The sequence below is a fragment of the Vibrio sp. 10N.286.48.C11 genome (genome assembly GCF_041469805.1).
Taxonomy (GTDB): Bacteria; Pseudomonadota; Gammaproteobacteria; order Enterobacterales; family Vibrionaceae; genus Vibrio; species Vibrio crassostreae_C.
Genome location: NZ_JBFRLK010000021.1, coordinates 1 through 26603, shown reverse-complemented (window position 1 = coordinate 26603; position 26603 = coordinate 1). Strand labels below are relative to the sequence as shown.

The 26603-nt window shown below is 43.7% G+C and carries 22 protein-coding genes and 2 pseudogenes; 15 read left to right on the top strand and 9 right to left on the bottom strand.

The features are described 5' to 3' along the window. Positions 1–118 precede the first annotated feature (118 nt). Positions 119–349 (top strand): hypothetical protein, encoded by a 231-nt coding sequence (locus AB4209_RS07600; RefSeq protein WP_017061777.1) that lies wholly within the window; start codon positions 119–121, stop codon positions 347–349. A 53-nt stretch (positions 350–402) separates the two neighbouring features. Next, complete coding sequence (locus AB4209_RS07595; RefSeq protein ID WP_017061778.1) at positions 403–1566, top strand: carboxylesterase; 1164 nt, start codon at positions 403–405, stop codon at positions 1564–1566. Between the two features lie 393 nt (positions 1567–1959). Here the strand turns inward: AB4209_RS07595 and AB4209_RS07590 are convergent, their stop codons facing one another. The 3 genes from AB4209_RS07590 to AB4209_RS07580 form a co-directional block, all read right to left on the bottom strand. Then, the gene (locus AB4209_RS07590) at positions 1960–2574 is read right to left on the bottom strand and encodes a LysE family translocator (protein WP_017061779.1); all 615 of its coding nucleotides are present in this window, start codon (positions 2572–2574) and stop codon (positions 1960–1962) included. A gap of 127 nt (positions 2575–2701) precedes the next feature. Next, positions 2702–3622, bottom strand: coding sequence for a LysR family transcriptional regulator (locus AB4209_RS07585; RefSeq protein WP_017061780.1), 921 nt, complete (start codon positions 3620–3622; stop codon positions 2702–2704). Further along, the gene (locus AB4209_RS07580; protein WP_372055405.1) at positions 3616–4077 is read right to left on the bottom strand and encodes an Lrp/AsnC family transcriptional regulator; all 462 of its coding nucleotides are present in this window, start codon (positions 4075–4077) and stop codon (positions 3616–3618) included. The genes AB4209_RS07585 and AB4209_RS07580 overlap by 7 nt, the downstream gene beginning before the upstream one ends. Before the next feature lie 254 nt (positions 4078–4331). Here AB4209_RS07580 and yjeH point away from each other — a divergent pair, with 254 nt between their 5' ends. Beyond that, the gene (gene yjeH / locus AB4209_RS07575) at positions 4332–5603 is read left to right on the top strand and encodes an L-methionine/branched-chain amino acid transporter (protein ID WP_017066490.1); all 1272 of its coding nucleotides are present in this window, start codon (positions 4332–4334) and stop codon (positions 5601–5603) included. Positions 5604–5649: 46 nt separating this feature from the next. Here yjeH and AB4209_RS07570 read toward each other — a convergent pair whose 3' ends face one another. Next, positions 5650–7107 carry a PLP-dependent aminotransferase family protein gene (locus AB4209_RS07570; RefSeq protein ID WP_372055403.1) on the bottom strand — a complete coding sequence of 486 codons (1458 nt, stop codon included), beginning with the start codon at positions 7105–7107 and terminating at the stop codon, positions 5650–5652. Between the two features lie 90 nt (positions 7108–7197). Between AB4209_RS07570 and AB4209_RS07565 the strand changes: the two genes are divergently transcribed. Then, positions 7198–7857 carry a pyridoxamine 5'-phosphate oxidase family protein gene (locus tag AB4209_RS07565; RefSeq protein WP_017061784.1) on the top strand — a complete coding sequence of 220 codons (660 nt, stop codon included), beginning with the start codon at positions 7198–7200 and terminating at the stop codon, positions 7855–7857. Positions 7858–7939: 82 nt separating this feature from the next. Then, a pseudogene (locus tag AB4209_RS07560) lies at positions 7940–8866 on the top strand (urea transporter). A 10-nt stretch (positions 8867–8876) separates the two neighbouring features. On the opposite strand, the gene AB4209_RS07555 reads toward AB4209_RS07560, so the two are convergent. Beyond that, positions 8877–9884: an AraC family transcriptional regulator gene (locus AB4209_RS07555; RefSeq protein ID WP_017061786.1), complete on the bottom strand. Its 1008-nt coding sequence runs from the start codon at positions 9882–9884 to the stop codon at positions 8877–8879. Between the two features lie 133 nt (positions 9885–10017). Here AB4209_RS07555 and AB4209_RS07550 point away from each other — a divergent pair, with 133 nt between their 5' ends. From AB4209_RS07550 to AB4209_RS07525, 6 genes are all read left to right on the top strand, one after another. Then, positions 10018–10368: an MFS transporter gene (locus tag AB4209_RS07550; protein WP_017066493.1), complete on the top strand. Its 351-nt coding sequence runs from the start codon at positions 10018–10020 to the stop codon at positions 10366–10368. Beyond that, entirely contained in the window at positions 10362–11585 is a 1224-nt protein-coding gene (locus tag AB4209_RS07545) for an HlyD family secretion protein (protein WP_372055401.1), read from the top strand. The genes AB4209_RS07550 and AB4209_RS07545 overlap by 7 nt, the downstream gene beginning before the upstream one ends. A 679-nt stretch (positions 11586–12264) precedes the next feature. Continuing rightward, a complete protein-coding gene (gene codB, locus AB4209_RS07540; RefSeq protein WP_372055399.1) occupies positions 12265–13503 on the top strand; it encodes a cytosine permease in 1239 nt (412 codons plus the stop codon). Between the two features lie 9 nt (positions 13504–13512). Then, the gene (locus tag AB4209_RS07535) at positions 13513–14790 is read left to right on the top strand and encodes a cytosine deaminase (RefSeq protein WP_102332003.1); all 1278 of its coding nucleotides are present in this window, start codon (positions 13513–13515) and stop codon (positions 14788–14790) included. Between the two features lie 358 nt (positions 14791–15148). Beyond that, positions 15149–15361: a cold-shock protein gene (locus AB4209_RS07530; RefSeq protein WP_004740083.1), complete on the top strand. Its 213-nt coding sequence runs from the start codon at positions 15149–15151 to the stop codon at positions 15359–15361. A gap of 457 nt (positions 15362–15818) precedes the next feature. After that, the gene (locus AB4209_RS07525; protein WP_017060611.1) at positions 15819–16835 is read left to right on the top strand and encodes a GGDEF domain-containing protein; all 1017 of its coding nucleotides are present in this window, start codon (positions 15819–15821) and stop codon (positions 16833–16835) included. Positions 16836–16962: 127 nt separating this feature from the next. Here AB4209_RS07525 and AB4209_RS07520 read toward each other — a convergent pair whose 3' ends face one another. Next, a complete protein-coding gene (locus tag AB4209_RS07520) occupies positions 16963–17559 on the bottom strand; it encodes a malate synthase (RefSeq protein ID WP_017060610.1) in 597 nt (198 codons plus the stop codon). 169 nt (positions 17560–17728) lie between these two features. On the opposite strand from AB4209_RS07520, the gene AB4209_RS07515 reads away from it, so the two are divergent. Then, complete coding sequence (locus AB4209_RS07515) at positions 17729–19258, top strand: DUF3612 domain-containing protein (RefSeq protein ID WP_081090203.1); 1530 nt, start codon at positions 17729–17731, stop codon at positions 19256–19258. Between the two features lie 566 nt (positions 19259–19824). Here the strand turns inward: AB4209_RS07515 and AB4209_RS07510 are convergent. Together AB4209_RS07510 and AB4209_RS07505 are read right to left on the bottom strand one after the other, a co-directional pair. Then, entirely contained in the window at positions 19825–21474 is a 1650-nt protein-coding gene (locus AB4209_RS07510; RefSeq protein ID WP_017060608.1) for a DEAD/DEAH box helicase, read from the bottom strand. Positions 21475–21637: 163 nt separating this feature from the next. Then, on the bottom strand, positions 21638–22993 hold the full coding sequence (locus AB4209_RS07505; RefSeq protein ID WP_372055397.1) for a diguanylate cyclase: 1356 nt from the start codon (positions 22991–22993) through the stop codon (positions 21638–21640). 283 nt (positions 22994–23276) lie between these two features. Here AB4209_RS07505 and AB4209_RS07500 point away from each other — a divergent pair, with 283 nt between their 5' ends. Continuing rightward, positions 23277–24419, top strand: a complete 1143-nt coding sequence (locus AB4209_RS07500; RefSeq protein ID WP_372055395.1) for a DUF3541 domain-containing protein — start codon at positions 23277–23279, stop codon at positions 24417–24419. A gap of 144 nt (positions 24420–24563) precedes the next feature. Here AB4209_RS07500 and AB4209_RS07495 read toward each other — a convergent pair. After that, positions 24564–24968 (bottom strand): annotated as a pseudogene (locus AB4209_RS07495) (class I SAM-dependent methyltransferase); the annotation flags it as partial. 212 nt (positions 24969–25180) lie between these two features. Between AB4209_RS07495 and AB4209_RS07490 the strand changes: the two are divergent. Together AB4209_RS07490 and AB4209_RS07485 are read left to right on the top strand one after the other, a co-directional pair. Then, positions 25181–25714: a hypothetical protein gene (locus AB4209_RS07490; protein WP_372055393.1), complete on the top strand. Its 534-nt coding sequence runs from the start codon at positions 25181–25183 to the stop codon at positions 25712–25714. Between the two features lie 28 nt (positions 25715–25742). Continuing rightward, positions 25743–26528 carry a hypothetical protein gene (locus AB4209_RS07485; protein ID WP_372055392.1) on the top strand — a complete coding sequence of 262 codons (786 nt, stop codon included), beginning with the start codon at positions 25743–25745 and terminating at the stop codon, positions 26526–26528. Positions 26529–26603 lie beyond the last annotated feature (75 nt).

Sequence of the window (26603 nt, the reverse complement as noted above, 5' to 3'; positions counted from 1 at the left end):
TAAACTCCCTAACAGCACACATCCGTGTCATAGTGACTCTCAGAGATTTATTAACGGCGTTCATGTTTCGTTCAGAATAGAAGCGATAAAGTAACAACATAGAAAAAGAGGAATGAATATGAAAAATATATTAGTTACGATTGTTGCATTGTTTACTGGCCTTTTGGCGTTATTCACAAGCTTGATCCTTGCTATTCCTTTAGCTATTGCAGCTTTAATTACTGGCAAGCGCATTCAGAATCAAATGAAGAAACAAGGTTTCGCAGCTCATATGAACACTCGTCAGTCATCAACCAATGATGCCGGTGTTATTGAAGGTGAATACGAAGACCTTTCAAGCAAAAAGTAACCTAAACTTTAGTTTCAGACATAGTGAAAGCACAACAGAGACAAGATTACATAATGCAAAGAAAGCCCCTCCTAGCACTGCTGGCCTTAACGACTTTAAGTCTCGTTGGTTGTTCCAACGAGACACCGATACCCGCTTACGAAACATCTCCAGACTTGCCTAGCTATCAGCAAGACAGCTTTGATGCCTACGTCAATGACACACAAGATTGGTTATTGAAAAACCGCGTGTTCATGACGGAAGACAAGCAACTCGAGATCCAACTCAATTCACCAACCGAGTATCAACCAACCTCGCCAAACGGCAAGGCGGTATTATTGGTTCATGGATTAGGCGACTCACCTTACTCATTTAAAGACATCGCTACCCATTTGGCAGAGCAAGGTTACTTAGTGAGAACCGTATTACTTCCGGGTCACGGCAGTCGCGTGGGTGATTTAATGCAGCCGAGCCTAGAAGATTGGCAAGGTGTGGTGGCTCATCATACGAAGTTACTTGAGCAAGAGTATGATTCTGTTTGGCTAGGCGGCTATTCAACCGGCGCGAACCTCGTGACTTCACAGGCGATGAACGATCCAAAGATCTCTGGGTTACTGCTGTTCTCACCTGCGTTTCAACCGAGCTCGTCTGCCGTTCAATACGCGGGACTAGCAAGCTACTTTGTCACTTGGGCGGATCAAGATCCTGAAGACAATGTGTTGCGTTACAACTCGTTGCCAATGAATGGTGCATCGGTTTACTACGAGACATCAGAAGTCGTACGTGGTGACTTACAAGATAAACACTTCGATAAACCAGTTTTTATTATGATGAGTGAAGGCGACAGCGTGATTGACACCAACTACGTTCAGCAAGCCTTTACTGAATCTATGCCGAATCCAAACAATGTGTTGGTTTGGCAAGGAGAGACGACTCTCGAGGATCCTCGCGCTGTTCAGTACAGCATGAAGATCCCAGAGCAACGCATCTCGAACGGCTCTCACATGGGCTTACTGTTCTCACCAAACAACCCTTATTACGGAATCAATGGTAGCGAGAAGATTTGCTCCAATGGTCAGGCAGAAGGGTTTGAAGAACAATGCAATGCAACCAGTGAGGTTTGGTACTCAGCTTGGGGCTATCGTGAAGAAGGGAAGAACCATGCGCGTTTGACCTACAACCCCTACTTCTCAGACTCGATGGCGAAGCTAGATGCCGTACTGAACTCTGAAGGCTAATAAGCTCAAGTCTTCCAAAAGCTAATCCAGAGAAATCAAAAAGGCTCACTAGATAACGTCTAGTGAGCCTTTTTTAATGAGTGTCGTTTCTGGTGAACGTCTAGGGTCTGTTGACCTTTAGAGCTGATTTTTGCAGCACTTTGTGGGAAATTTCTACAAGGCAGAGGCTTTGAAGTGTAGCTAGCCTACATGAGAAGCCGATAACGCAGTAGAAATGAACCACAAAGGCTGCCCGAAGGGTTCGGCTAGAATCGTTTTATGCTTTGTTAAGAAGTATTAACTTAGAATGACTAGGCTACATACTCCTTGCCGCGCCTAAAACGATTCTATCTCGAACAAAATTTAACCACTAAAAGTTAACAGACCCTAGTTACTTATTCTTATCGTTTACTGCTATATCGTCCACACCACGCGAACAGCAAGCAGGATCAGCACCACGCCAGATAGTCGATCAATCAACTGAGCTTTCGAGCGAATACGTTCAACAATCAACGGGCTAGACAGTACCAAGGTGATAAAGGTGTACCAAAGGCCGTCGACAATCAGCGGCGTTGAGACAATAATCACTTGATTGGTCAGTTCATTACCTAGCGCTACAAATTGGCTAAACAGAGCGATGAAGAACAATGCGATCTTTGGGCTCAAGATAGAGATCAAGAAAGCCTCACGAGCAGACTGCATGTAACTCATCTTTTCACCCGCTTCTAATTTCGCGGCAACACCACCTTTCGAACGTAACGCATTAACGCCAAGATAAAGCAGATAAGCAGCCCCCGCTAAGCTAATACCTTTAAATAACATTGGGGATTGCTCAAGCACAACGGCTAAACCAACAATGGTTGCGAACGCATAAATACCGATACCAGCAGCGTGTGACCAAGCTGCGATAAGCCCGTTCATACGGCCACCAGCCAAACTGTGTTTAGCGATCATCGCCAAGCTTGGGCCCGGAGACATTGCACCCAACAAGCAAATCGCTAATAAAGAAAACCAAATTGTTACTGTCATCATTCCATTCCTAATAAAATAAAGCGTTCCAGCTGAACGCTCTACGCTTAATACTCAATACTTGGCACTTACCATAATTCGCAGGAGGTATTATTTGAAATCAAAGATTATCATCACACCTATGATTTCAAGTCATACTGATATTGTAACTCGACTTTTGCATGGCTTGGAATGCTTTTTCTCGCGCCCATTTGTGGGCAGAGTCGTTGTCATATTTAGGATGCCACATTAACCAATAGGTATGCATTTCCGTATCAAATGGCAACGAAAAGTAGGTAGTATCGAGGTGTCGACCTAGGTTATAGGCGATATGTTCTGGCACGATCATCAGATAGTCGTCTTGCAATAACACAGTACCAGCAGATGAAAAGAACGGAACCTGTAAAGCCACTCTTCGCTTCAGCCCTTGCTTCTTCAATGCTATGTCCGCGTAACTGTCTTTATCTCCACCACCCGTCACTTTGATGTGAGAGTAGTGAACAATATCTTCTGCACTCAAAACCGCTTGTTGAGCCAGCGGGTGCGACTTTCGCATCAAACACACCGACTTATCTTCACCAAGTTTGATACTTGAGACATGTTCTGGCTTTGTGGGAAACATACTGGAAGCCAAATGAATCCCAGACTCGTTCAGTGCTTCAAGGTAGTTTGGCTGCCACAATCGATAAGCCAAATTAATGTTCGGCGCTTCAGCAGACACCTCTGCCACAATCACAGGAAGAATATACTGAGCGACATAATCACTCGAAGACAACACCAATTCACCCTGCCAGTCTTGCGGCTCGAAGGGTTTATCATCTAACAGGTGGTCAAACTCGCCAAGCAGGTCGTCGAGTTTACCTTTGAGTAGCAATGCACGGTTGGTCGGCACCAGTTTGTTGCCGTCACGGACCAGCAAAGGGTCGCCACACAAATCACGTAACTGGCTGAGCTGACGGCTCACCGCGGATTGTGTGATATGCAAACGTTGGGCGGCACGGCTCACATGACACTCTTCAAGAAGTACATGCAGTGAACGCAGTAGGTTTAAGTTGATATTGCCTAACATGAATGCACCGTCGCATTCTGTTTGTTGAAAAACTCGGTCAAAACCGTATGAGTCATTAAGTGGCGAAGATCCGGGTAACTTTGCAGCTGATCGCGAACTCGGTTCAAGCTCTCCATGCTTTCCACTTCCACGTACAACATCATATCTGTCTCACCGCTAATAGAGTGGCACCATTGCACCTCATCAATACTCTGGATTTGTTTCGCGTAAGACTCACAACTATGGTCACTACTCGACATGTCGAACTTCAACAAGATATAAGCGCACACATTCTTCGTTTGGTTGGGTTCTACCACTTGAGCGCAGTAGCCCGTAATCACTTTGTCGCTTTCCAGTTTCTTGATTCTGGCGTTCACCGCTGAGCGCGAGAGGCTGACATCTCGGGCGATATCGCTCACTGAGCATCGTGCATTGGTTTTGAGAATATCCAAAATCTGGCGATCAAATTTATCCATGCTTCTGATTCTTTTCATTTATTGTTCTATTTATAACGCCTAATTTGACACAACTTTCCTACTTATAACAGCCATTCTGACAGCCGACACTTTCACACTGAATCGGATTAATACCGTTAAAATGACGGTGTCTTACGACGTTTCGCTAGCTGTATTATTGATGTCAACAATGTATGCTCTCAATCATAACTTCTCACACACCAGAAGAAAGTTACTGGAAGACCGTGACCAGAATCAAATAGCTAGGAGAGCGAATGACACAACTCAAACAAGAAATCACGCTTATTTCAGGAATCGGACAACTCTCGACGACCTTGCTAGGCACTGGATTATTTATGATCCCTGCGATCGCAGCAGGCATTGCAGGACAGTTGTCTCTTCTCGCTTGGTTAATCCTGTTTATCGCTATTTGCCCGATTGCACTGACCTTCGCATCATTAGGAAAACGCTACCCGAATGCAGGTGGTACTGCCTATTTTGTGCGCCAGGCGTTTAGCGAGCGATTAGAAACAAGCGTGGCGTGGTTGTTTGTGAGTGTTATTCCTGTCGGTATTCCAGCGGCCATTGCACTGGCTGGTGGTTTTGCTCAACAATTGTTACCCGCACCTCTCGATACACCACTTGGTGCTCAATCCTTTACCGTCGCCCTGCTTATTGCCGTCAATTTGATGGGCAGTAAATCTTCTGGCCGACTGCAAACCGTGATCGCATTGTCGATTTTTGCCTTAGTCAGCGCTTTTGTTTGGAAAGCCGACATCACGGCAACCGATGTTGCTCTTCCTGCCATCTCATCCAATTCAATGTGGTCTATCGGCGCTGCTTTAGCTGTCATGTTTTGGTGCTTTGTCGGAATAGAAGCTTTTGCTCACATGGGAGAGGAATTCAAAAATCCACAACGTGACTTCCCAATCGCCATCATTGCAGGCTGTTTTGTTGCGGGGCTAGTGTACTGGGCTTGTTCAGTAGTGATTCTTAAGCTGGGTGCTTTCGGTTCATCTGAATTCGATGCCGCATCCATCCCTTGGGTAACAGAACAACTGTTTGGTAATGGCTTCAAAACCGTCATCAGCGTGCTGGGGTTCTTTGCTTGCTTTGCCAGCCTAAACCTTTACACACAAAGCCTGTCTCGGATGATCTGGGCTCAGGCCCGCCAACACAGCCCTGCAAGTCGAATGGCTCAACTGAACAGCCGCGGCGTACCGCTCTACCCAACGTTAGCAATTGGCTTTGTCGTGCTTATTTCGTGTGTGATTGGTGAGCTGTCTAATTTAGACCTTGAGTTCTTTCTCAAGCTCGCCAACGGTATTTTTGTTCTGGTTTATCTGCTCGCAATGTTAGCCGCTTGCCGATTACTAACAGGCGCATCTAGATACACTGCCATGCTTTCATTGGTCATCTGTACCTTGGTGTTTATCTGTTTAAGTTGGTCGATGCTCTATGCTGTGACTGTTTTTGTGACATTGTCACTCCCTTGGCGGAAGTGGCTAGGTAAAGGTAAACCCACCGTCTCTATCGACAAGTTGTAACTCGATTCGTGATGAATCAGAAAATGGTAAACAAGCCCTACCAATATTACTGATAAAAAAGCCGAGCGATCTGTTTGATCTTCGGCTTTATGTCAGCCAATCGGATATTTCCAAACCCCAACACCACCCCACTCCAATCACGAGCATCACTTGATCCATATTCATAAAAATCAAACGGACGAATGATGATATTTTCAATCTCAGCTCTATGACTCCATTCAGTCTCAGATATACCTTGATACCACTTCACGGTCACATGTAGCCCTGCTGCCTGACTGATCACTTCAAGATCACCGTTAAACTCGCTTTCAATCGCTTCTATCATGGCTTCATACTTGAGTTTGTATGACCGACGCATCTTTCTAATATGACGCAGCAAGTCGCCTTCTCGAACAAAATCCGCCAAAGCTTCCTGTGTGTGGGACGCCGTGTCTCCAGTAAGCGCGTCTTTGATCTCAAGACACTTCGCCACCAGACTTTCTGGTACCACTAAGTACCCTAATCGAAGGCCATTGAACATAACCTTACTCAGAGAGCCGACATAGATGATGCGATCATCGAACCCCAACTTTCCCGCCAACCCTTGCATGCAGGTATAAGGGCGATGAGCAAACTGGAACTCACTGTCATAGTCATCTTCAATGATCCATGACTGATGTTGATTGGCCCAATCGATTAGTTTAAGGCGCTGCTCAGTATTTAAAGTCGTGCCCATTGGGTATTGGTTACTCGGTGTGACATACAGAGCCTTAGCATTACTGGCCAACACTTTCTCAATATCCAACCCCACCTTTTCACGCACACTTACACCTTCTAACTCTAGTCTCAACAGATCGATAATTTTATGTACTTGTCGATAACCGGGTTCCTCCACGAGGATTTTGTCGCCCATCGCTAACGTTGCCATTAATCCGATTGAGATGGCTTGCTGCGCACCTGCGGTGATGATGATTCTGTCGGCATTACAATGAACGGAACGACTGCTTGCAAGATACCCACTCAACGCTTCCCTCAAGGCTGAGCTTCCCTGAACCTCTTGATTGCCCGCAATGTTCTGACGTGTAGAGTGACGTTGCAGCAACCTCTGCCATTTCGCAAAAGGGAACGCATCTAAGTCAGGAACTCCTGGGGCAAAGCTGCGGTTAATGTCGTTAGGTGTCGCTATGTTTGTACTCGGTTTACTGACTGTTTGTTTGACCTTCGGATCCTGAACACTGTTTGGCTTAGACAAACTTAGAAAGTGTTCTGGTTGTTCAACCGAGACATAAAACCCTGAGCCTTGCTTACTCTCGATATAGCCTTCAGTAACCAGTTGTTCGTACGCATAAATCACCGTATTTCGACTCACCGATAACTCGACAGCCAACTTACGTGTTGAAGGTAACTTACTGCCCTTGCTCCATAAATCTTGAACGATCTTCTCTCTTATCGCGTGGAACAAGGCGGTTTGACGCGTGCCGTGTTGTTCGTCTAACTGTAGATCACCGACATCGATAGGCTGCATAACTGGATCCAAATAGTGTTTAAAAGTGGCTCTATTTAATAGACCAGTTAATCGCTACATTAATCAAAAGGCAATGATTAAGGAGCGATTATGTTATCTAACACGAAAAGAACCACGATTAAAAAAGGGGCTCACAAAGCCGTATTTGAACAAGAGAAACTGCACCAAATTATTGATGAGAGCTTAATCGCACACATTGCATTGCAGGGCGAACAAGGACCAATGGTCATCCCGATGCTCGCGTGGCGAGTGGGTGATATAGTCTACATTCATGGAGCTAAAAACAGTCGCCTACTAAAAGGACTAAAAAAGGGAGAACCAACCTGTTTAACGTTCACCTTGTTCGATGGTTGGGTGCTGGCTCGTTCGGCATTTCATCATAGTGCGCATTATCGTTCTGCTGTGGTATTGGGGTCATTTTCAGTCATCGATGACAATCAAGAAAAGGATCGCTTGTTGAATATCTTTATTGAGCAAATCGCACCGGGCAGAACCGATGAAGTGAGGCTCAGTAATGAAAAAGAACTCACTGCGACCGAGTTGTTGGCGATACCTTTAACAGAAGCTTCCGTGAAGATTGGTAAACATGGAGTGAATGATGATAAAGCCGATATGGACATTCCAGTTTGGGCTGGCGTATTACCCTATAGAACTGTTGTTGGGCCGTTAGAAACCGTTCCAGAACAAGAAGGCATCATTGAAACACCAGATTACCAACAAGCTTATGGTGAACGCTGGTATCAGAATTAACACTCGAAGATGGTGAACTTGATAAAATTGCATACAATCTGAATTACAAAAATTTAACATGACTCAATAATGTAATCAGACGATGAAAACGAACAAGGATATTCTGCCGTTTCAAGGCTTGCTCAATGGCATTGGGCAAGTCTATTTCACACCGTCTATCATGACGTCGACTTTGCTGTTGCTTGCCATTTCTATTGAGTCACTGGCGCTGGCTTTTCTTACCTTACTTGGCGCCAGTTGCAGCTATGCATTAGCTTTCTATGGCTATATGTACACCAACACCAACACCAACAAGTCAGTTGACGACATTGATAGTGGAATGTACGCGCTAAATGGCGCTTTGATTGGTTTATTTATCGGTAACTTTTTTGGTGTGACACCATTATTGGCTTTAGTGACTGCGTTAGGTGCATTACTCACGGTGCCGATTGCCCACATCGTATTCAGTTTTGAGAAATATCGCGGTTACACTAGCGCCTTTATCCTCACCACTTGGCTGATTTATATTATCCAATCAACCTTTGAGCTGTCAGCGTTTTCTGCACCTGATTCCGCACTGATGCCACTCATCAGTATTGAGGCTAACTCGTGGTTCAACCTGCCGACAGTGGTGATCCCGTTGTTAAAAGGGATAAGCCAAGTCAGCTTCATCGAAAATGCGTTGTCGGGGCTCGTTATCTTAGTCGCCATCGCACTCAACAATATCAAGCATGCCATTTAGGTTATGCTCGCAGTAATAATTAGCACCGTATTTAGCGGGTTGATTGGCGCTTCTAACGAACTGGTAGCCCAAGGTCTTTACGGGTACAACGCCATTCTTGCCACTTTAGCACTTGTGCCCTATCCGCGAATCCGTTGGCCGTTAATCCTATTAGGCATGCTGTTAAGCTGTCTCATCACACTTGGTTTTCATGAACTGTCACTACTACCACTCACCGCCCCTTTCATTTTGAGTACTTGGGGGATGGTTTACTTGTCCAGCCTGATCCATAAACGAACCATAAGTTAGCTCTGAATAGTTACAGGCCAGTTTTTAGGCGCTCAACATATTGCTTGGGTGTCAAACCTCGATGTTTCTTAAACATCCGATTAAAGCTCGCGACATTGGTATAGCCGAGCCTCGTCGCGACTTTATCTATTGGCACTGAATACATCAACAACTCCACCGCCACATTACTTAACGCATAGCCCATAATGGTAGAAAAGTTGATGCCTAAGTTATGCAATCGACGTTGAAATTGCTGTTCAGATAACCCAAGCAAACTCGACACTTTATGCAGTGTTGGCAGGCCGAAATGGCGACTGTAATTGATCATCTCATAGGTCACCTTATGCTCATCCGCGGCATCAGGCATGTTGAGGTAATTATCTAAGTCATGAAAGTTCATTGCCAAGCTCATCTTGCCGCTAGAAGGGGCTTGATTGCTCGATAACCTCGACTGGCTTGGTATCCAGATTTCAGTTCGTGGCTGGCCCCACTGAATATTGCACCCAAAATACTCTTGATAGAGTTGAGTGTTCTCGCGATAACCTGCGATAGAGACGGCTGCGGGAGTAAAGTCGTCTCCCAAGTAACGCCTTAATATCTTCATCATAAAGATGGCAACTCGAATTGAGTCATGAACTTTACCCACCTCAGTATAAGCAGGATTGTCGTAGCACCATTTGATGAAATTACCGACTTGAGCGCCATATAGAAAAGCCCCGGACTGCAAACAGTGCAACCCGATGTTAACTCGGCGTATAGACGACGCCAGATCGTGCCCCGAGAAAAACCAGTTAGAGAGAGGACCTAGCCTTTCAATATCCACTCTATCAGCCAGCTTCAAGATAATATCGGAATCACCGGTTTGTTGTTCAAGTAAGCCATACCATTTGTCCACTTCACTTACGGGGATAAGGTTCATCGGGTTATTAAACACCGATTTAGGAATACCTAATTGCTCAGTATTCACAGCCTTATTAGTCGTTGCGTATTGGTAAATACCCAAAATACCCAATGCTCTTAAGAAGTTACAATTGTTCATTAGCCACCATACTTAGAAGTCACTATTACAGATCAAATCATAATGACATCATTATTAAAGTAATTGGTAAATTATCAACTTCTAAATCTGATATCAATAACACTCGGTGCTCAATTTAACCTAGGGTATATCAATGAGTTTAGTTAGTGTCCCATTTGTCGGAACCGGCGCAGATACCGCACTACACGTAGTTGCAGGCGTAGTGTTAGTCGCAACCATCGCTGCTGCATGTTACGGCTTCTGGCGTGTGCATGAATTACCAATCAACAAGGCTCACAGTAAAGAGCATCAACAACTCGGTTTGATCACCGCATTAACATGGATTGGTTTTGTATGGCACTGGGTATGGGTACTAGCAGTAATTTTGGCCTTCGTTGATATGGAAAAAGCCATCATCAATCTAAGAGACACATGGAAGTCACCGACCACAACCAAGGAGCAAACAACTTCCGACAAGCAAGATGAGGAGAGCCAAACATGTTAGAAGGCTTGGCAATTTGGGCACTGTTCATTTACTTACTCAGACTTGTTGGTATGCCTTGGAACAAAGGCACCAAGGCGTTTGCGTACCTAGGGGGTACATCTTGGTTGCTGTTTGTATGGGTTGGCCTACTCAATTTTACTCCGATGGATCTATCGGGAGGCTCAGTGGTTCAGTCTCCACATATTCAGCTGCGTCCCGATTCAACTAATGTGTCGGGAAAAACTTCCAAAGTCCACATCGACCCAAACCAGGATGTGACTGAAGGACAGCTAATTTACGAAATTGATGACACTAAATATGTCATCGCAAGAGACAAAGCCAGCGTTCAACTTGAGTCTGCAGAGGTCGCTTTAGACACAGCTCGTCAAGAAGTGAGCATTGCAAAAGTCAGCTATCAATCGGCGCTTGAAGACATCAAAGCTTCAGTCGCACAAATAGATTCGGCTAAAACAGACTTAGTACTGCAGTCAAAGACGCTTGATCGTTACCAGAAGCAAAACAAAGTGGTAGAACATACGATCACTGAAACTGACATCGACCAACAAACAGCAAAGGTAGACTTAGCGACGTATAACGTTACGACATTGGAATCTCAGCTTAGCAAGAAAGAAGTCGATGCCGAGAATGCGAAGTTGAACATCCACAAAGCTGAAACCAATGTGAGCAAGACGCAAACTGAGGTCGATTCAGCAAAGGCAACACTGGCACAAGCACAATGGGACTTGAACAGCACCAAAGTCACGGCACCGACTGACGGCTTTGTAACGAACTTTATTCTTCGTGAAGGTCAGCGTGTTTCAATGATGCCTCGTATCCAGATGTATACCGAAGAGAAGTACGTGCTGATGCGAGTTAACCACCAAGCGATTCGTAATATTAAGGTCGGTCAACCTGCGGAATTTGCGACAGCGGTATACCCAGGAAAAGTGTTCTCTGCAACCGTAGAAGGCATTGTAGAAGCCACTGGTGAAGCGCAAGCAAGTTTGCTGGGTATCGATGAGCAGGTTCGTGTTACCACAGGCAAAAACCTTCAGAACAAGCACCACTTTGTTCGTTTAAAAATTGATGAGGCAGAGGGTTACGATATTCCTGTTGGCTCTGTCGGATTAGCGTGGGTAAGCGGTGAGAAGCCTATCAGCTTTATGGCGTTCCTAGACGTAATACGCGGGATCATCATTAGAATGAAGTCTCAACTGTACTTCTTCTACTCCATCTAATACTTCCTATTGGTGAAACAATACCCAAGCCCGTGCGCTCTTAGATCGCACGGGCTTTTTGTTTATTTCACCATTCGTCGCCAGAAAGAACACAAACCCGAAAAACGAATAAACACTCTAAAGTTGCAAATCGCAATTGTATTTTGCAATTGGGTATTTCAAAAACGCAAATTAAACGCTCAAATACGCACCAGATTGCTATAAAACTGCCGTTTTACGTGGTTTTAAAAGTTGGCACACTAACTGCAATGTATATATTGACCCTTCTTAAGCCGAGGGTCACCTAGCCAACTGACGTTGTTAGTGAACCTATTCTTGTTCACAAAATATATAGGCCAATTGCGATTATTGCGATTGGCTATTTTTTTGCCTGCAGTTTGGCCAACCGCCCTCTTTTTCGATACAGACACCCATTCAGACGTATAATAATAAGCATTCATAGCCAACCAAGAACAGCAGATAACCAACGCATTATAGAAAACGTTTTCTATTTGTTTTTTTAAATAAAGACAGAAAATAACCCTATGTTTTACAAGATAATCACTGCAATAACTGGTTTTTATGGGCAATTATTGACAAAATTAGCATTGACTATGTGATTTATATCACTACAATGCGCAAGTTTGCCTGCAATACGGCGGCCGTTAATTTTAATTTTGATCATTTGCGGAGGTAAAAAATGGCTGCTGATAATAACTACAGTCTAGGGCCGGTTCCTACATCGGCTAGGAAAGGAGTCGCTTCACTCACCATGGTAATGCTTGGACTCACTTTCTTCTCTGCAAGTATGTGGACAGGTGCTTCACTCGGGACAGGTCTTTCATTCAACGATTTCTTCCTCGCCGTTCTCATCGGTAACCTAATCCTCGGTATTTACACTTCTTTTCTTGGCTACATCGGCTCATCTACTGGCCTCTCTACCCACCTCCTTGCTCGTTTCTCTTTCGGTACTAAAGGCTCATGGCTTCCTTCTGCTTTACTTGGTGGTACACAAGTCGGTTGGTTTGGTGTGGGTGTTGCGATGTTTGCTATTCCAGTACAAAAAGCAACGGGCATTGATACCAACACCTTGATTATCGTATCTGGCTTATTGATGACGGGTACAGTGTACTTCGGCATTAAAGCGCTAATGGTGCTTTCAGCGATTGCAGTGCCTGCGATTGCGATTCTGGGTGGTTACTCAGTACTGACTGCGGTAGACAGTGTTGGTGGACTAGAGCAATTGCAACTTATTAAACCAGAGACGCCAATGGACTTTTCAATGGCTCTTACAATGGTTGTAGGTTCGTTCGTAAGTGCGGGTACGTTAACGGCCGATTTCGTTCGCTTTGGTAAAAAGCCAGCAAGCGCAGTATTAATTACTATGGTTGCGTTCTTCATCGGTAACTCGCTGATGTTTATCTTCGGCGCAGCAGGAGCAGCAGCAACCGGTCAGGCTGATATTTCAGATGTGATGATCGCGCAAGGTCTGCTGCTTCCAGCCATCATCGTGCTAGGCTTGAATATCTGGACAACCAATGAAAATGCACTTTATGCATCCGGTTTGGGTTTATCTAACATCACTGGTCGCTCAAGTACTACAATGTCAATCATTAACGGCATTATCGGTACGATTTTCGCACTTTGGTTATACAACAACTTCGTTGGTTGGTTAACCTTCCTTTCGCTGGCGATTCCACCAATTGGTGGCGTAATCATCGCCGACTTCTTCGCGAACCGTAAACGTTACAAAGATTTTGCAAATGCAGAGTTCCAAACCGTTAACTGGGCTGGCATTATCGCGGTAGCAACAGGCGTAGCCGCTGGTCACTTCCTACCTGGCGTTGTTCCTTTGAACGCAGTGTTAGGTGGTGCAATCAGTTACCTCGTGCTTAATCCTCTATTGAACAAAAAAGCTCTGAAATCTCAGGCCGCTTAAGGACACACTATGACAACCTTATTAATCAAGAACGCGAAACTTCAAGACCAAGAAGGCTTGAAACAGATTCTGATTGAAAATGGTCAATTTTCTCGCATTCTCGATAATGGCGCGCAAATCAATCATCAAGGCGACATCCTTGATGCTGAAGGTGGCATTGCAGTTACTCCTTTCTGTGAACCGCACATCCACCTAGATACTACTCAAACTGCTGGTGAGCCTAACTGGAACATCTCTGGCACTTTGTTTGAAGGTATTGAGCGTTGGGCTGAGCGCAAAGAACTGCTATCAATCGAAGACGTAAAGTCTCGTGCCAAGCAAACACTAAAATGGCAGATAGCTAACGGTGTTCAACACGTTCGTACACACGTTGATGTGTCTGACCCAACACTCGTTGCGTTAAGAGCGATGGTTGAAGTTCGTGAAGAGATGAAAGAGTGGGTCGACATCCAGATCGTTGCATTCCCTCAAGAAGGTATTCTTTCATACCCTAACGGCAAAGAGTTGCTTGAAGAAGCAGTGAAGATCGGCGCTGACGTTATCGGTGCTATCCCTCACTTCGAATTCACTCGTGAATACGGGGTTGAATCTTTGCATTATGTGTTCGAGCTTGCACGCAAGTACGACTGTCTGATCGACGTTCACTGTGATGAAATCGACGACGAACAGTCTCGCTTTGTGGAAACATTAGCAGCCCTTGCTCATAAGTTTGAAATGGGCGAGAAAGTAACTGCTAGCCACACCACTGCAATGGGTTCGTACAACAGTGCTTACACATCTCGCCTGTTCCGTCTATTGAAGATGTCAGGTATCAACTTCGTGGCAAACCCGCTAGTGAACATTCACTTACAGGGCCGTTTCGACGATTACCCGAAACGCCGCGGTGTAACGCGCGTTAAAGAGATGCTAGCAGCAGACATCAACGTTTGTTTTGGCCACGATGATGTGTTTGACCCATGGTACCCACTGGGCACAGCGAACATGCTTCAAGTTCTGCACATGGGACTGCATGTAACACAGGTTATGGGCTACGACCAAATCAACAACTCACTTGATTTGATCAGCAAGAACTCTGCTCGCACATTGAACATTCAAGACAACTTCGGTATCGAAGAAGGTAAGCCAGGTAGCTTGCTGATTCTTCCTGCTGACAATGGCTTTGATGCAGTACGCCGCCAAGTACCAGTGCAGTACTCAATACGCCACGGTAAGGTGATTGCAGAGACTCAACCAGCGAAAACAAAAATAAATTTAGATCAAACTGAAGATATCAACTTTAAGCGTTAATATCGTCTATACTAATGATCAAAAGGAAGCTGAGATGCTTCCTTTTGTTGTGTTGGACGAAGCGACAAAACTATCACTAAATCAGTGTAAATCTTGTACATTCGCACGGTATGACAAAAAAAGCACAAATTTCTTAAGCAATGCGTGTACATCTCAAAAGACTGTGTTAACATGCTCTCGCTCTGTTAGCCGGAGTTATTTAAGTTAGATGAATAGTAAAAAATTGACATGTAAAATCGTTACCCGTTTTTGTAAGTAGTTTTTCCTTATTTCTTAGCAATATTAAATAATTCAATTATCAGCGCATTGCATTAAATGCAATCAACAACTTAGAAAATTTATGAATAAGGGACAAATTATGTCTAACACAAATACTGGCACTGTAAAATGGTTTAACGAAGAGAAAGGTTTCGGTTTCATTTCTCAAGACAACGGCGGCGCTGACGTATTCGTACACTTCCGTGCAATCGTTTCTGAAGGCTTCAAAACTCTGAAAGAAGGCCAAAAGGTTTCTTTCGAAGTTGAAAACGGTCAAAAAGGCCTACAAGCAGCAAACGTTGTTGCTCAATAATTAGCTCTTATAGCTAAAAAGAATTTTAAAGCGCTGATTTTTATCGGCGCTTTTTTATGCCTGCTTATAAACATTTCCCCTCTCGATACAGGCTTTCCCCCGTAAACTCTGAACAAATGCAAATCACCAGCCAAGCGTCCTCAACCTAGACTTTCTCAGTTAAAGCTCAACGATCAATTTACGTCACTTTTTGTATGCACTTCCCTAGACAACACTTAATTCTCAGCAATCTTTTGATACTAACTCACGCTACGCCGAAAGTTTGATAAGCCCAAATATGGTTAAAGAACAATCCATTAGATTACGCTTATGAATACGCAATCGATATTCATAATAAAAATGAGTTATTTATCCAACCCTCATCCACTAATCATATAATTTTTAAAGCAAAGACCTTCGAAATCCGCTAACCTTGTTCGCAAGTGGCTTAGTTGTTTTGGTATCTGCAGTAAAAATAATGAACAAAGACGAATTTCAGAAATCCACCGCAAATCTAAAAAAAGCGGTGCCTCTTATGATGAAGAACAGGGTGTCAACGACACCTGCAAATTACGCACTTTGGTACACCTATGTCGATAACGCTATTCCCCAGCTGACTCAAGACATGGATGGTGTTTTAGAACACTACGGTATTTGTCCTCCTGCCGTTGGTGAGCAGCTATACAACAATTATGTTGCCAGCAAATCCGAAACCAATATCAATGACCTTCGCGCTAATTTGGAACTGTTAGTTTCTGAAGTTTCCAATTCAATGAATGACACCCTGACCGACACCTCCGCTTTTTCTGACATGATCGATAAAAGCTTCGAGGACTTGGCTCGTGTTGATAATGAAAGCCTATCTATTGATGAAGTCATGTCCTTAGTTCGACAGCTGGTGTCTGAATCCCGTCATATTCGTCACTCTACTCAGTTTTTAAACTCTCAGCTAAACTCTGCAACCTCAGAGATCACCAAGCTAAAAACCCAGTTAGTAGAAGTTCAGAAAGATGCGCTTTTCGATAGTACAACCACACTCTATAACCGTCGCTCTTTCGACCGTGACATAGAAACCCTGTGTGAAGCACAACAATCTTTGTGTCTGATTCTTCTCGATATCGACCACTTTAAAAATTTCAACGACACCTATGGCCACTTGTTTGGCGATATGGTGCTTAAAGCGATCGCTCGCAAGCTGAAGTTAAGTTGCCGTGAAGGTATTTCTGCCTATCGATTTGGTGGTGAAGAGTTCGCGCTGATTGTGCCTAACAAGTCTTTGCGTATTGCTCGTCAACTCGCTGATACCAATCGTCGCTCTCTAGAAAAGCTGTCGATTAAAGATCGCCGCAGTGGTCAACAAGTCGGCAGTATCACTGCATCGTTTGGTGTCGCTGAACTTGAACCCGGCGAATCAGCTCAATCGCTGATTGAACGTGCTGATAAGCTACTTTATGAAGCGAAATCACTTGGCCGTAACCGAGTCATGCCTTTGTAAAACACACCAACAATGCTCTTATCGACATATTAGTCGGCTCGTATTGAGACTAGAAAGCCCCAAAGACATTATCTTCGGGGCTTTTTCTTTAGTTGTATAAATTACTTTAGCTAACTAGGATTCACCGTTAGATCTGGAAGCAATAATTCAAGCAGTAGTCTTCACCACTCTTTGCTCTGAACTCTTTATCTTCACTGCATGCCTTTGGTTTACCCTTTGCGTCACCTTGAATCAAACTGATCCAGTGGCGCATCGCTGCAATGGTCTCTTCACGCATTGTGGTTGTTGCTTCCATTGGTGATTGGCCAAACGTGGTGCATGATTCCAACTGAATATCATCAATTTCTACTAGCTCAATACAACCTGTCCCTTTGTGGCAACCAAACATCACCTCTAGGTGGCTGCCACTGCCATCTCGAAACAAGATAGAGTCTGGGTCGTTCTTCTCACCCATGTACGCTACAAACTGCTTAGGGTGCTTCAGACCGCTGTGCTGACCGTCTTTAAAGTAAGCCATAATATGGCGGTAATCGACTACGTAGCTGGTTACGTCTTGATGTGAGCCATTCTCTAGTGGGAATAGTCGATCAAGCAGCTGCTTTGCTTTCACTTGCTTTTCAGTTTGCTGATTAGCATTGATTGTCTCCACGGCAAAGACAGCTTCAGCGATAAATGGCTTTGATTGTTTTTGGATTTCTGTTTTATCGAATGTAAGCATATTCATAGTCTTTCCCTCTTGACCAGTCCGGTGATAACCACCGATTTCTACAGCAAAAATGTGTCCTAGAGCAATTATTCCAAACTAACGTTTAATTTATTTGTCATTTTGTGAATTGCTTAGTTTGTAGATTAGCGCTTTTTTACATACAATTTCACAACAAAAATTTTACAATGTGAATTTTACAAATATGGCCTTGTCAAAAAGTTTAGTTCGTCAGTCACATTTCCTAGGTACGAAAATACGTAACCTAAGAAAACGTAACCATTTAACGATGGAAGACCTGTCTGCGCGTTGTATTAGAATCGACCCAGAATGTGCTCCTTCCGTTTCTTACCTTTCAATGATTGAACGTGGAAAGCGGGTTCCGAGCATCGATATGCTGGAAGTGATTGCACAGGTCTTTCAGAAGAATCCGACGTGGTTCCTCGACGACGAATCTGAACAACAAGCCATTGCTCCTGATAAGGGGAATCGTGGTGGGATAAGTGGCATGGCGCTCGAGCCGAGCTTCCTATTCTCAAACGACATCCTGCAAATTGCGATTCCTGAGATGCTGTCACAAACGGGCATTTCAGGCCGCCAGTTTGCGCACCTCTTGATTCGAGCACACCAAGAGAGCAACCAGAACCACTTCCCTGACCTTGAGCGTGCTGCGGAAGAAGTAGGCTTAAAACGTCTTAACCTCAGCGTAGAAGACCTGATAGACATCGCTAGAAGCCTAGGAATCAACATCCGCTGGGTGACGCGCACGCCGCAAGACGTCGTCGATGAGCTCGGAATTAACGCTAAGCAGTTAGTGACCTCCTTCTTTGAGCCTCCCGGTACTATCTTCTTAAACGAGATTCTTAAAGAGTATCCAACTCGTCTGAAATACGACCTTTCGGTTTATATCGGTCATTGCATTCTGCACAGCAAAGAAGGCCTAAAGAGTGTGTTGTCGGTCGGTAACAACAACACGTGGGACGACAACCAGGTATCAGGCTCTTCACAGCTCAACTCCCAAGATATTCTTCAAGCATGGCGAGACTTTGAATCCAGCTTCTTTGCTGGCGCACTTCTGTGCCCGAAAGTCCCGTTTAGGCAGCTACTTGACCGCACTGGTTACGAAATCGACGTTCACAAAAGAGCAGGGGTTTCCCCCTCTGTTGCGATGCGTCGAATGACTGTAGTATCGCCCTACCCTCACTGGCACTACTTTGATGCTTATGGGCCGGGGAAACTCAAGGCGGTATATCGCGGGAACGGGATTCCGCTACCTTGGGGAAATATGAGAACGGTCGCTGACCCATGTCAACATTGGGCTGTGTTCCGTCGATTATCAGAACCTCGAGCGGGAAGCTCGGCTCAAATCTCCATTTTGAACGTGGGTGATGAGCCAAGAATCTACTGCTGTGAATCCATCAATATGACGGATCCTGCGGGTAACAATCGTGTATTGTGTGCTGGTATAGATCTCAACCCTGCGATTGATGCTCAAGGCGGTAATTCAAGAGACATAGCAGAGCAGCTTAAAGCGTCATGCGTTAACAATGGTGGCTCTGTGGCAATTCCGCGTAACATCAAAAAAGATCTCACGACAATAGCCAAGATTCTAAATATAAATTGGATTGAACGTGGGATTGAGACAGAGGCGAGGCTTATCTGCTCCAGAGGTGGAGAATGCCCACGCCAACCAAGCTGTTACTCTAAGTGTGGTGAGTAAAAAAGTAATAACAAAAAATAGAACCTAAATTTCAGGCAAAAAAAACCAATCACAATAAGGGTGATTGGTCATATATTTTGTGTGAACAAAAAAGGTTCACTAACAACGTCAGTTGGCTAGGTGACCCTCGGCTTAAGAAGGGTCACCATTACTAATGCAGCATGCGTGCCAACTTTTAAAACACGTATTTACTACGCATCTGGACACGTATTGGCCGGATATCCTTGTTTGTTTTGCAAACTGGAATTGCAAATTGCAAAATTCAACAAAAACGCTAGTGATTATGTTATTATTAATGAATAATTAAAGATTCATTACCCTTCCCAAAAATGTCATATTTCCCTTAGATTCAATCACTTTAAACAGCAATAAACCTCCCCTAGCTTACTCAAGCTATACGGTTACTCAACATAAACAACACCCTAAACAACGCCCATAAAAAAACGCGAACATTGAGATTCAATATTCGCGCTTATTCGATTTCTATGACAGAAAGAACTTAACCCACGAGACGCCTTTTTATAAAGCGACTCATGTTCGTTGCTCTTTCAATATCTCAGAAAAGATTACTTCTGAGGAGCTGGCTTAGAACGGCTTCGAGACGGTTTGTTTGTCGAAGGTTTGTTGCTTGTCGGCTTATTTGACGACTTGCTTGGGCCGTAGCTGCCGCCGTAACCAGACTTCTTAGGTTTGCCTGCAGGTTTACCCGCGTTGTTTGGCTTACCAGTACCGTTAGATTTACCCGCACCGCTTGGTTTGCTCAGAGTGTTCTGAGCACCTGCGTTATTTGCAGCAGGTTTATTGCCCGCACTACCGCGTTTAAAGTTGCTGCCGTTGTTTCTTACTGATTTATCTTCAGTTGTCGCAGCTGAGTTGTTTTCAGCAGGTTTCTTACCAGATGTCGGCTTACGCTTTGGAGCCGAACCATTACCAGCTACATGACGCTTGTTCTTACCTGCTGGCTTGTGCCCGCGAGCGTTATCACCAGAGCGTTGACCATCAGCATGTTCACGTGGCTGTTTTGCTTTCTTCGGTTTCTTAGGCTTGATTGGACGTGAATCCAAGCGAGACTCAGGTAACTTATTTACTGGAGAGAAACCTTCCAGTTCACGACGCTCTAGCACTTGTTGAATCAGGCGTTCAATACCGAACAGCTCACCCACTTCATCAGCACAAACCAATGAAATCGCTTTACCTACTTCACCTGCACGGCCAGTACGACCGATACGGTGTACATAGTCTTCTGATACATGAGGAAGATCGAAGTTAACTACTTGAGGCAGTTGCGGGATATCGATACCACGAGCGGCGATATCAGTTGCAACAAGTACTCGTACCTTACCTGTTTTGAAGTTCTCTAAGGCTTTAGTACGTGCACCTTGGCTCTTGTTACCATGGATAGGTGCAGCAGTGATGTCTTGCTCTTCAAGGAAGCGAGCAAGCTTGTTCGCACCGTGTTTCGTCTTGCTGAACACCAACACTTGTTGCCAATCGTTATCTTTGATTAGCTTCGCTAGCATTGCGCTCTTTTTCTTTTTGTCTACTGGGTAGATGCTTTGCTCAACCGTTTTTGCCGTTGAGTTTGCAGGGCTTACTGAAATCTCAACAGGATTGTTCACCAAGCCTTTCGCTAAGCTGCGGATATCATCAGAGAACGTCGCTGAGAACAGTAGGTTCTGACGCTTCTTAGGCAAGAAAGCTAAGATCTTACGAATATCGCGGATGAAACCCATGTCTAGCATGCGGTCCGCTTCATCTAGCACTAGGATTTCTAGTTGGTCAAAACGCACTGCATTTTGGTTGTATAGGTCAAGTAGACGACCAGGTGTTGCCACCAACACGTCACTACCTTTACGCAGTTTTTGCATCTGAGGGTTAATCTTCACACCACCAAACACTACCGTCGAAGTCAGCGGTAAGTTAATACCGTACTTCACTACGCTGCCATTCACTTGCGCAGCAAGCTCACGAGTTGGCGTTAGCACGAGCGCACGAACTTGGTTCTGACGTACGCGAGTACCTTTCGATAACATTTCAAGAATAGGTAGCGTGAAGCCTGCAGTTTTACCTGTACCTGTTTGAGCAGCGGCCATAACATCTTTGCCCGTTAGGACAGCTGGCACGGCTTTCTCTTGTATTGGTGATGGCTTATCGTAACCTTGTGCTTCAATAGCTTTAAGGATCGGTTCAGAAAGGCCAAGGGAGGTAAAACTCATAGATTATTTTCTCAGTTGAATAACATTTAGTATGAGCAACACGTTAAAAAGTTCGTTGCTTCAGCTTTTGCTCATCAAATACATTGATACGGAGCAAAGCGCGGTATTCTGAGGCTTTTCCCCCCATTCAGCAACTAAATTCTAATCGCAGCTAAAATTCAACCTAGATAACTTGTCGCTTCTGTTCGTACATTTTTTCATCAGCGGCTTTCAAGAGCGCATCGACATCATTGTAGTTACTATTGTGAATAACCCAACCCACACTGATTCTGAGATAAATAGAGTGCGCTTCGTACACAACTGGCGCCGAGCATATCGCCTTTCGTAGTTTAGTCACGATTGAAGATACGTGTTGATCATCGATGATGCGTGGCAACAAGACCAAGAACTCATCACCGCCTATCCTTGCAACGATATCTGAAACACGCAGCTCACTTCTGATGCGGTTAGCACACTCAATCAATACCTGATCGCCTGCCGCGTGACCATAAGTGTCGTTGATTGCTTTAAACCCATCGAGGTCGATATTTACAACGGCAAAGGTTCTCGCTCTCTGTTTTTGAGTGGTTTTGAAGGCCTGTTTGAGGCTATACATGAAGTATCGACGATTCGGTAACATCGTTAGCTCATCATGCATAGAGCGGCTATCTGCAATCCGGTACAGACGATAAATAGTAAAGAAGGCAAACGCCAACACTAATATAATGGAGTAGCCTACCAGCCTTACCGCTTGGATTCGATACCAAGGCTCATCCATCAATACATGTTCGTTACCGGAGAGAGCAAGGTACCAACCCCCGTATGGGAAACTCACCTGTTCAGTGGCGAACGCATTATCGAACACATCCTGAGTGCCATAAAAGACAGCGCCATCTTTCCCTGAACTGTTTGCACCACGAATTGCTAATTCATACTTGTTCTCTATCTTGCCGATTCCAACATCTTCAAACAGCTCATCTAAACCGATAACAGCACTGGAGACACCCCAGTAATCTTGATTGAAAGGCGGGTCTCGGAAGATCGGAGTGCGTGCAATGAGGGCTTGTCCACCTTGAAACAGCTCAAAAGGACCGGCAATAAAGGTGTTGCCAAGATTACGGGCTATCTCAACAGACTCCCATTGATTTGGGTGATCACGATAATTAATACCGAGAATCTGCTCATTACCTTCCATCGGGTAAACAAAGTTTAGAATGTCGTCTTTGGCGAGTCCGATAAGTCGAATATGGAAGCCATCTTGAATGATATTCTCAGCAATCTTATCCCAATTTTTCACCTCACCATCGGGGTTGATAGTCACTAAGGTCGAGAAATTATTGAGGATATACATATCTGACACGATCGCGGCTTCAATCCGAGAACGAATAATGGATAGTTGCTTTTTTGCCTCTGAATACGATTCGTTTTTAAGAAAAGTTAATTGCTTGGCATGAAAGAACTCAATTGCGCTTACTATCGCAAGAAAAAAAAGAAAAGCTACTACTCTGGCAGACCACTGCTTGCTAGAACCACTTGGCATTTACGAACCTCTAACACTATTGTTCTATATACTGCCTTATAACGGCTCATTTCTGGCTTATTGCTCCAGTATGCCGCTAAGTCATTAAAAATCCATACTAACGTCGACTATCTATCAAATATTGGGTGATCCATCACTTCAAACTTCTTTACTAAACGAATGGTTTAATCAAAAAGGGTTAGTGAACCTTATAAAGCTTACATTGTATTGACTCAACGCTTACATTGAAGGATTCATCAATGTTATTTTACATAGACTAATAATCAGCTTGGTACCTCACGACATGAAGTTAAAAACTATCACACTGTGTACATTGCTATCAGCCTCGGTTGCCGTTCACGCACAAGAAAACGTTCAAGCGCCAACCGCAGTGAACGTTCAATCCCAAGCAGATTCGCTCAATTCTCAAGAACAATCTTTCAAGCAATCTGCAGACCTAATTCGCACCACCTACGAAAGCCAGCTTTACACCCTGCCTGCATTCAAAGAAGGTCACTACGAGCTGCGCATGTATCGTCAAACATTAGACGATAAGTATTCAGCGGCGGTGTGGAGCGACATGGCTCGAGTGGCAAGCAAGCTCAGCACCCTGTCGAATGACGTTCAAACCATGGAACAAATCGTACTCTACTCAGAGAAGCGAGTTGCATCTTATATTGGTGATAACGATGAGCGCAGTATTCGACGCTACAACATCACCAAGCACATGCCTGAATACCTTTACCTTGGTGTTGACCTTCTAGGCTCTATGGCTCGTGCTAACGAATACGGTTTAGAACACAAGAACGATGCCAAGCTACGCGAAATCATTCGTCGCTATGACTTCTCACGATACGTGACCAATGAAGACATGGTGAAAGCGTGGGCCGCTCAATTAGCGAATCAGGTTTACTGGTTGCGCCAACTGGGTGAGCAGGATGTCGTTGATGAGTTTGTCGATACCTTCAAAAAAGCGTATCCAGACGATAAAGACAAAAAACTCTCAAGCCAGCAATTCGGCAATAAGATCTATGGTATGACACACGTCATCTTCGGCGACTCAGAATATTACCAACATCAAGTAAGCGAACAAGACCATCAATGGATCTACGATTACTTTAGAGAAAACATCGATACGATTCTGCTGCGTGCGAAAGAAGATGTGATTGCTGAGGTTGGATTAACCTTCTTATTGGCAGGTTTAGAAGATGACCCAGTTCTAGAGAAAACTCGACTCGCGATTCAAGCTTCAATCGATGAGAAACAAGGCATGATCCCTTCAATTACTGGCGATTTTGACCTTGAGTACGGTGAACACCGCAACGTATTAGCAATCATGCTACTCGATTGGCAGCAAGTGAATGAAGCGCCGACTTATGAAGGCAACCCTAAGGTGTTTACTAACATCCCTTACGGACTCATTAAAAACCAACCACCGAAGAACTAGCAACATACCTAGCCTAGGTTCATCATAGAACCCAAAAAGCCTCATACCTTTCAAGGCTGCGGCTTTTTGCTGTTTACTACGTCAGTACTCGTATCAAAAGTTGTTAATATCAAAACCTGCGTAAAGATAAAAACAAAGACGACATCAAGCTCCTGACACGGCTTTGTTCATCACTATCGTAAAATCCCCTTCTGCGTAGCCCTCCGTTAAAGAGACATCATCGCAGAGCGTTTTACAGAAACGATAGACACCTTGAGGGTGATAACTCATCAAGGTATTACGCGAAGGATACTGGCTTGAGTTGAGAAGATTAAAAATCACCGTCTGATTCGCCAGTTCATACATGCGAGTAATCATGTTTGTCAGATAATCAGAATCACGAGAGATGTAGTTCAGTGAACCACTAGCGATGACAATGTCGTGCGCCTCAAGGTTCATTTTGCTCATATCACCCGCCAAAAACTGACAACGATCTTCTGTGTAGTTTTGCTTCGCCTTCTTAAGAAAGCCTGCGTGTTGGTCAACGCCGGTGTAAGATTGAATACTATGCTATGAAAGAAAAACAGGAATAATAACGAATGATCTATCAGCATATAGGTAAGAAAAAAATCACTTATTTTTTATGCATATAAACCTGTTGATATACATTTGGTGACATATATCACAAATATCTGCATGCATAAGTCGGAGTGTTGATTTTGCATTCATTGATCAGGCTTGTTTATATATTATGTGTTGACATTTATATATAGGTATATCAGATGGACTTTAAAAAAATAAAAGGAAAGGCAGAAAAGATTGCAGAAGAAACTAAAGGGAATGTGACTGCTGAAAACCTCAAAGGCTTAGATAATAAGAAAAAAGCAATGTTGGGTGGAGGTGGTTTAGCCGTGATACTGCTACTTGGTGCTATGTTTAGTGGCGGAGCATTGAGCGTTAGTAATGTTGAATTGACTGATACATACCCTTTAGATGCTTCAAAAGATGAACAGTGTGAATTTGGCAGTCAATACGATATGAAAATCATGGAAATGGCGGCTAATGGTGCAACAGCCGAAGAAATCAAAACAGCTTTTTCATCAACTCACACAAAGACAGCTTCAGAAGTTAAATTTCGAACCCCAGAATACTACTTTTATGACCAAATAAATAAAGCGATTAGAAAAGTTGATGAATTGGTTGCTAGTGCTGGCACTGATGAATTTCAGTCCATGTCTGATAGCAAAATTATTTCAAAAATTGAACGTCAGGGTAATAAATACAAAAAGATGTGTATCGCCCAAACTAAATTATAACTAGCAATTTAATAAATGGAGTTTTGATATGCTAAAAAAAATAAAATACTTAACAATCGCTGCAACCTTAGTAGCCACCTCAACCGCTTTTGCAAGTGAACCTTGGATTAAAAACCAAGGTGACAAACCAGAATACAACTCCAGCTTGATTGCGGGTGAATGGCTTGTTAAGGAACAAGGACAGGTCTTTAAAAATTTCAGAAAAAAACCTAAGTTTATTATCATGTCTCAGGCATCCAATGGGGTTCTTGATGCTACGATGGATAAATTTAAAAAACAAGGACTTAGAACTGAGCGTCTACACACCAATAAAACCAAATCATATGTGAAAAGCATTATGGCGACAGCCAATGATATTGATTACATAAACAAAAATTATAGTGTAGATACGTATGCTAGCGCAGATAAAAATAAGATAGACCGTGATTCTTTCAAATTATTTAATAATTATGTAGAAGATAATGAAGAAAATGCTCTAATGCTTAGTTTCTATAATAAGAAAGGTCTTATTTATGGCACTGATGCTATGGCTCTATTTCTTTATCGTAATTATGAGGTATTACCTAGCAACTATAAATCTCGTTGGGATAACTCAATTGCAAAAATTCAAAGTCAGTATGGATTTGATATAAAAGCAGGTGTTGATTTTTTCTTTTTAGGCACTAATTCAAAGTTAATGGCAATGGATGTCGTTTCTAAAGATGAAATTATTATTTACAATGTTGAAAAAGCGACAAGTGTGACATTGGTTAGATCTAAAGAAAACCTAGATCCTATTTCATATGATGCATACTTTAAACAGTTAGAAAAATAACACTTAATAATTTGTAACTATAATGAGAAAAGCACCTATCATTAGATGAGTGCTTCCCGAATTCAACTCCGAACT

What these genes read in the sequence shown, in the direction of transcription:
- AB4209_RS07600 (WP_017061777.1), top strand. Translation starts at nt 119, where the DNA reads ATGAAAAATATATTAGTTACGATTGTTGCATTGTTTACTGGCCTTTTG.
- AB4209_RS07595 (WP_017061778.1), top strand. Translation starts at nt 403, where the DNA reads ATGCAAAGAAAGCCCCTCCTAGCACTGCTGGCCTTAACGACTTTAAGT.
- AB4209_RS07590 (WP_017061779.1), bottom strand. Translation starts at nt 2,574, where the DNA reads ATGACAGTAACAATTTGGTTTTCTTTATTAGCGATTTGCTTGTTGGGT.
- AB4209_RS07585 (WP_017061780.1), bottom strand. Translation starts at nt 3,622, where the DNA reads ATGTTAGGCAATATCAACTTAAACCTACTGCGTTCACTGCATGTACTT.
- AB4209_RS07580 (WP_372055405.1), bottom strand. Translation starts at nt 4,077, where the DNA reads ATGGATAAATTTGATCGCCAGATTTTGGATATTCTCAAAACCAATGCA.
- yjeH (WP_017066490.1), top strand. Translation starts at nt 4,332, where the DNA reads ATGACACAACTCAAACAAGAAATCACGCTTATTTCAGGAATCGGACAA.
- AB4209_RS07570 (WP_372055403.1), bottom strand. Translation starts at nt 7,107, where the DNA reads ATGCAGCCTATCGATGTCGGTGATCTACAGTTAGACGAACAACACGGC.
- AB4209_RS07565 (WP_017061784.1), top strand. Translation starts at nt 7,198, where the DNA reads ATGTTATCTAACACGAAAAGAACCACGATTAAAAAAGGGGCTCACAAA.
- AB4209_RS07555 (WP_017061786.1), bottom strand. Translation starts at nt 9,884, where the DNA reads ATGAACAATTGTAACTTCTTAAGAGCATTGGGTATTTTGGGTATTTAC.
- AB4209_RS07550 (WP_017066493.1), top strand. Translation starts at nt 10,018, where the DNA reads ATGAGTTTAGTTAGTGTCCCATTTGTCGGAACCGGCGCAGATACCGCA.
- AB4209_RS07545 (WP_372055401.1), top strand. Translation starts at nt 10,362, where the DNA reads ATGTTAGAAGGCTTGGCAATTTGGGCACTGTTCATTTACTTACTCAGA.
- codB (WP_372055399.1), top strand. Translation starts at nt 12,265, where the DNA reads ATGGCTGCTGATAATAACTACAGTCTAGGGCCGGTTCCTACATCGGCT.
- AB4209_RS07535 (WP_102332003.1), top strand. Translation starts at nt 13,513, where the DNA reads ATGACAACCTTATTAATCAAGAACGCGAAACTTCAAGACCAAGAAGGC.
- AB4209_RS07530 (WP_004740083.1), top strand. Translation starts at nt 15,149, where the DNA reads ATGTCTAACACAAATACTGGCACTGTAAAATGGTTTAACGAAGAGAAA.
- AB4209_RS07525 (WP_017060611.1), top strand. Translation starts at nt 15,819, where the DNA reads ATGAACAAAGACGAATTTCAGAAATCCACCGCAAATCTAAAAAAAGCG.
- AB4209_RS07520 (WP_017060610.1), bottom strand. Translation starts at nt 17,559, where the DNA reads ATGAATATGCTTACATTCGATAAAACAGAAATCCAAAAACAATCAAAG.
- AB4209_RS07510 (WP_017060608.1), bottom strand. Translation starts at nt 21,474, where the DNA reads ATGAGTTTTACCTCCCTTGGCCTTTCTGAACCGATCCTTAAAGCTATT.
- AB4209_RS07505 (WP_372055397.1), bottom strand. Translation starts at nt 22,993, where the DNA reads ATGCCAAGTGGTTCTAGCAAGCAGTGGTCTGCCAGAGTAGTAGCTTTT.
- AB4209_RS07500 (WP_372055395.1), top strand. Translation starts at nt 23,277, where the DNA reads ATGAAGTTAAAAACTATCACACTGTGTACATTGCTATCAGCCTCGGTT.
- AB4209_RS07490 (WP_372055393.1), top strand. Translation starts at nt 25,181, where the DNA reads ATGGACTTTAAAAAAATAAAAGGAAAGGCAGAAAAGATTGCAGAAGAA.
- AB4209_RS07485 (WP_372055392.1), top strand. Translation starts at nt 25,743, where the DNA reads ATGCTAAAAAAAATAAAATACTTAACAATCGCTGCAACCTTAGTAGCC.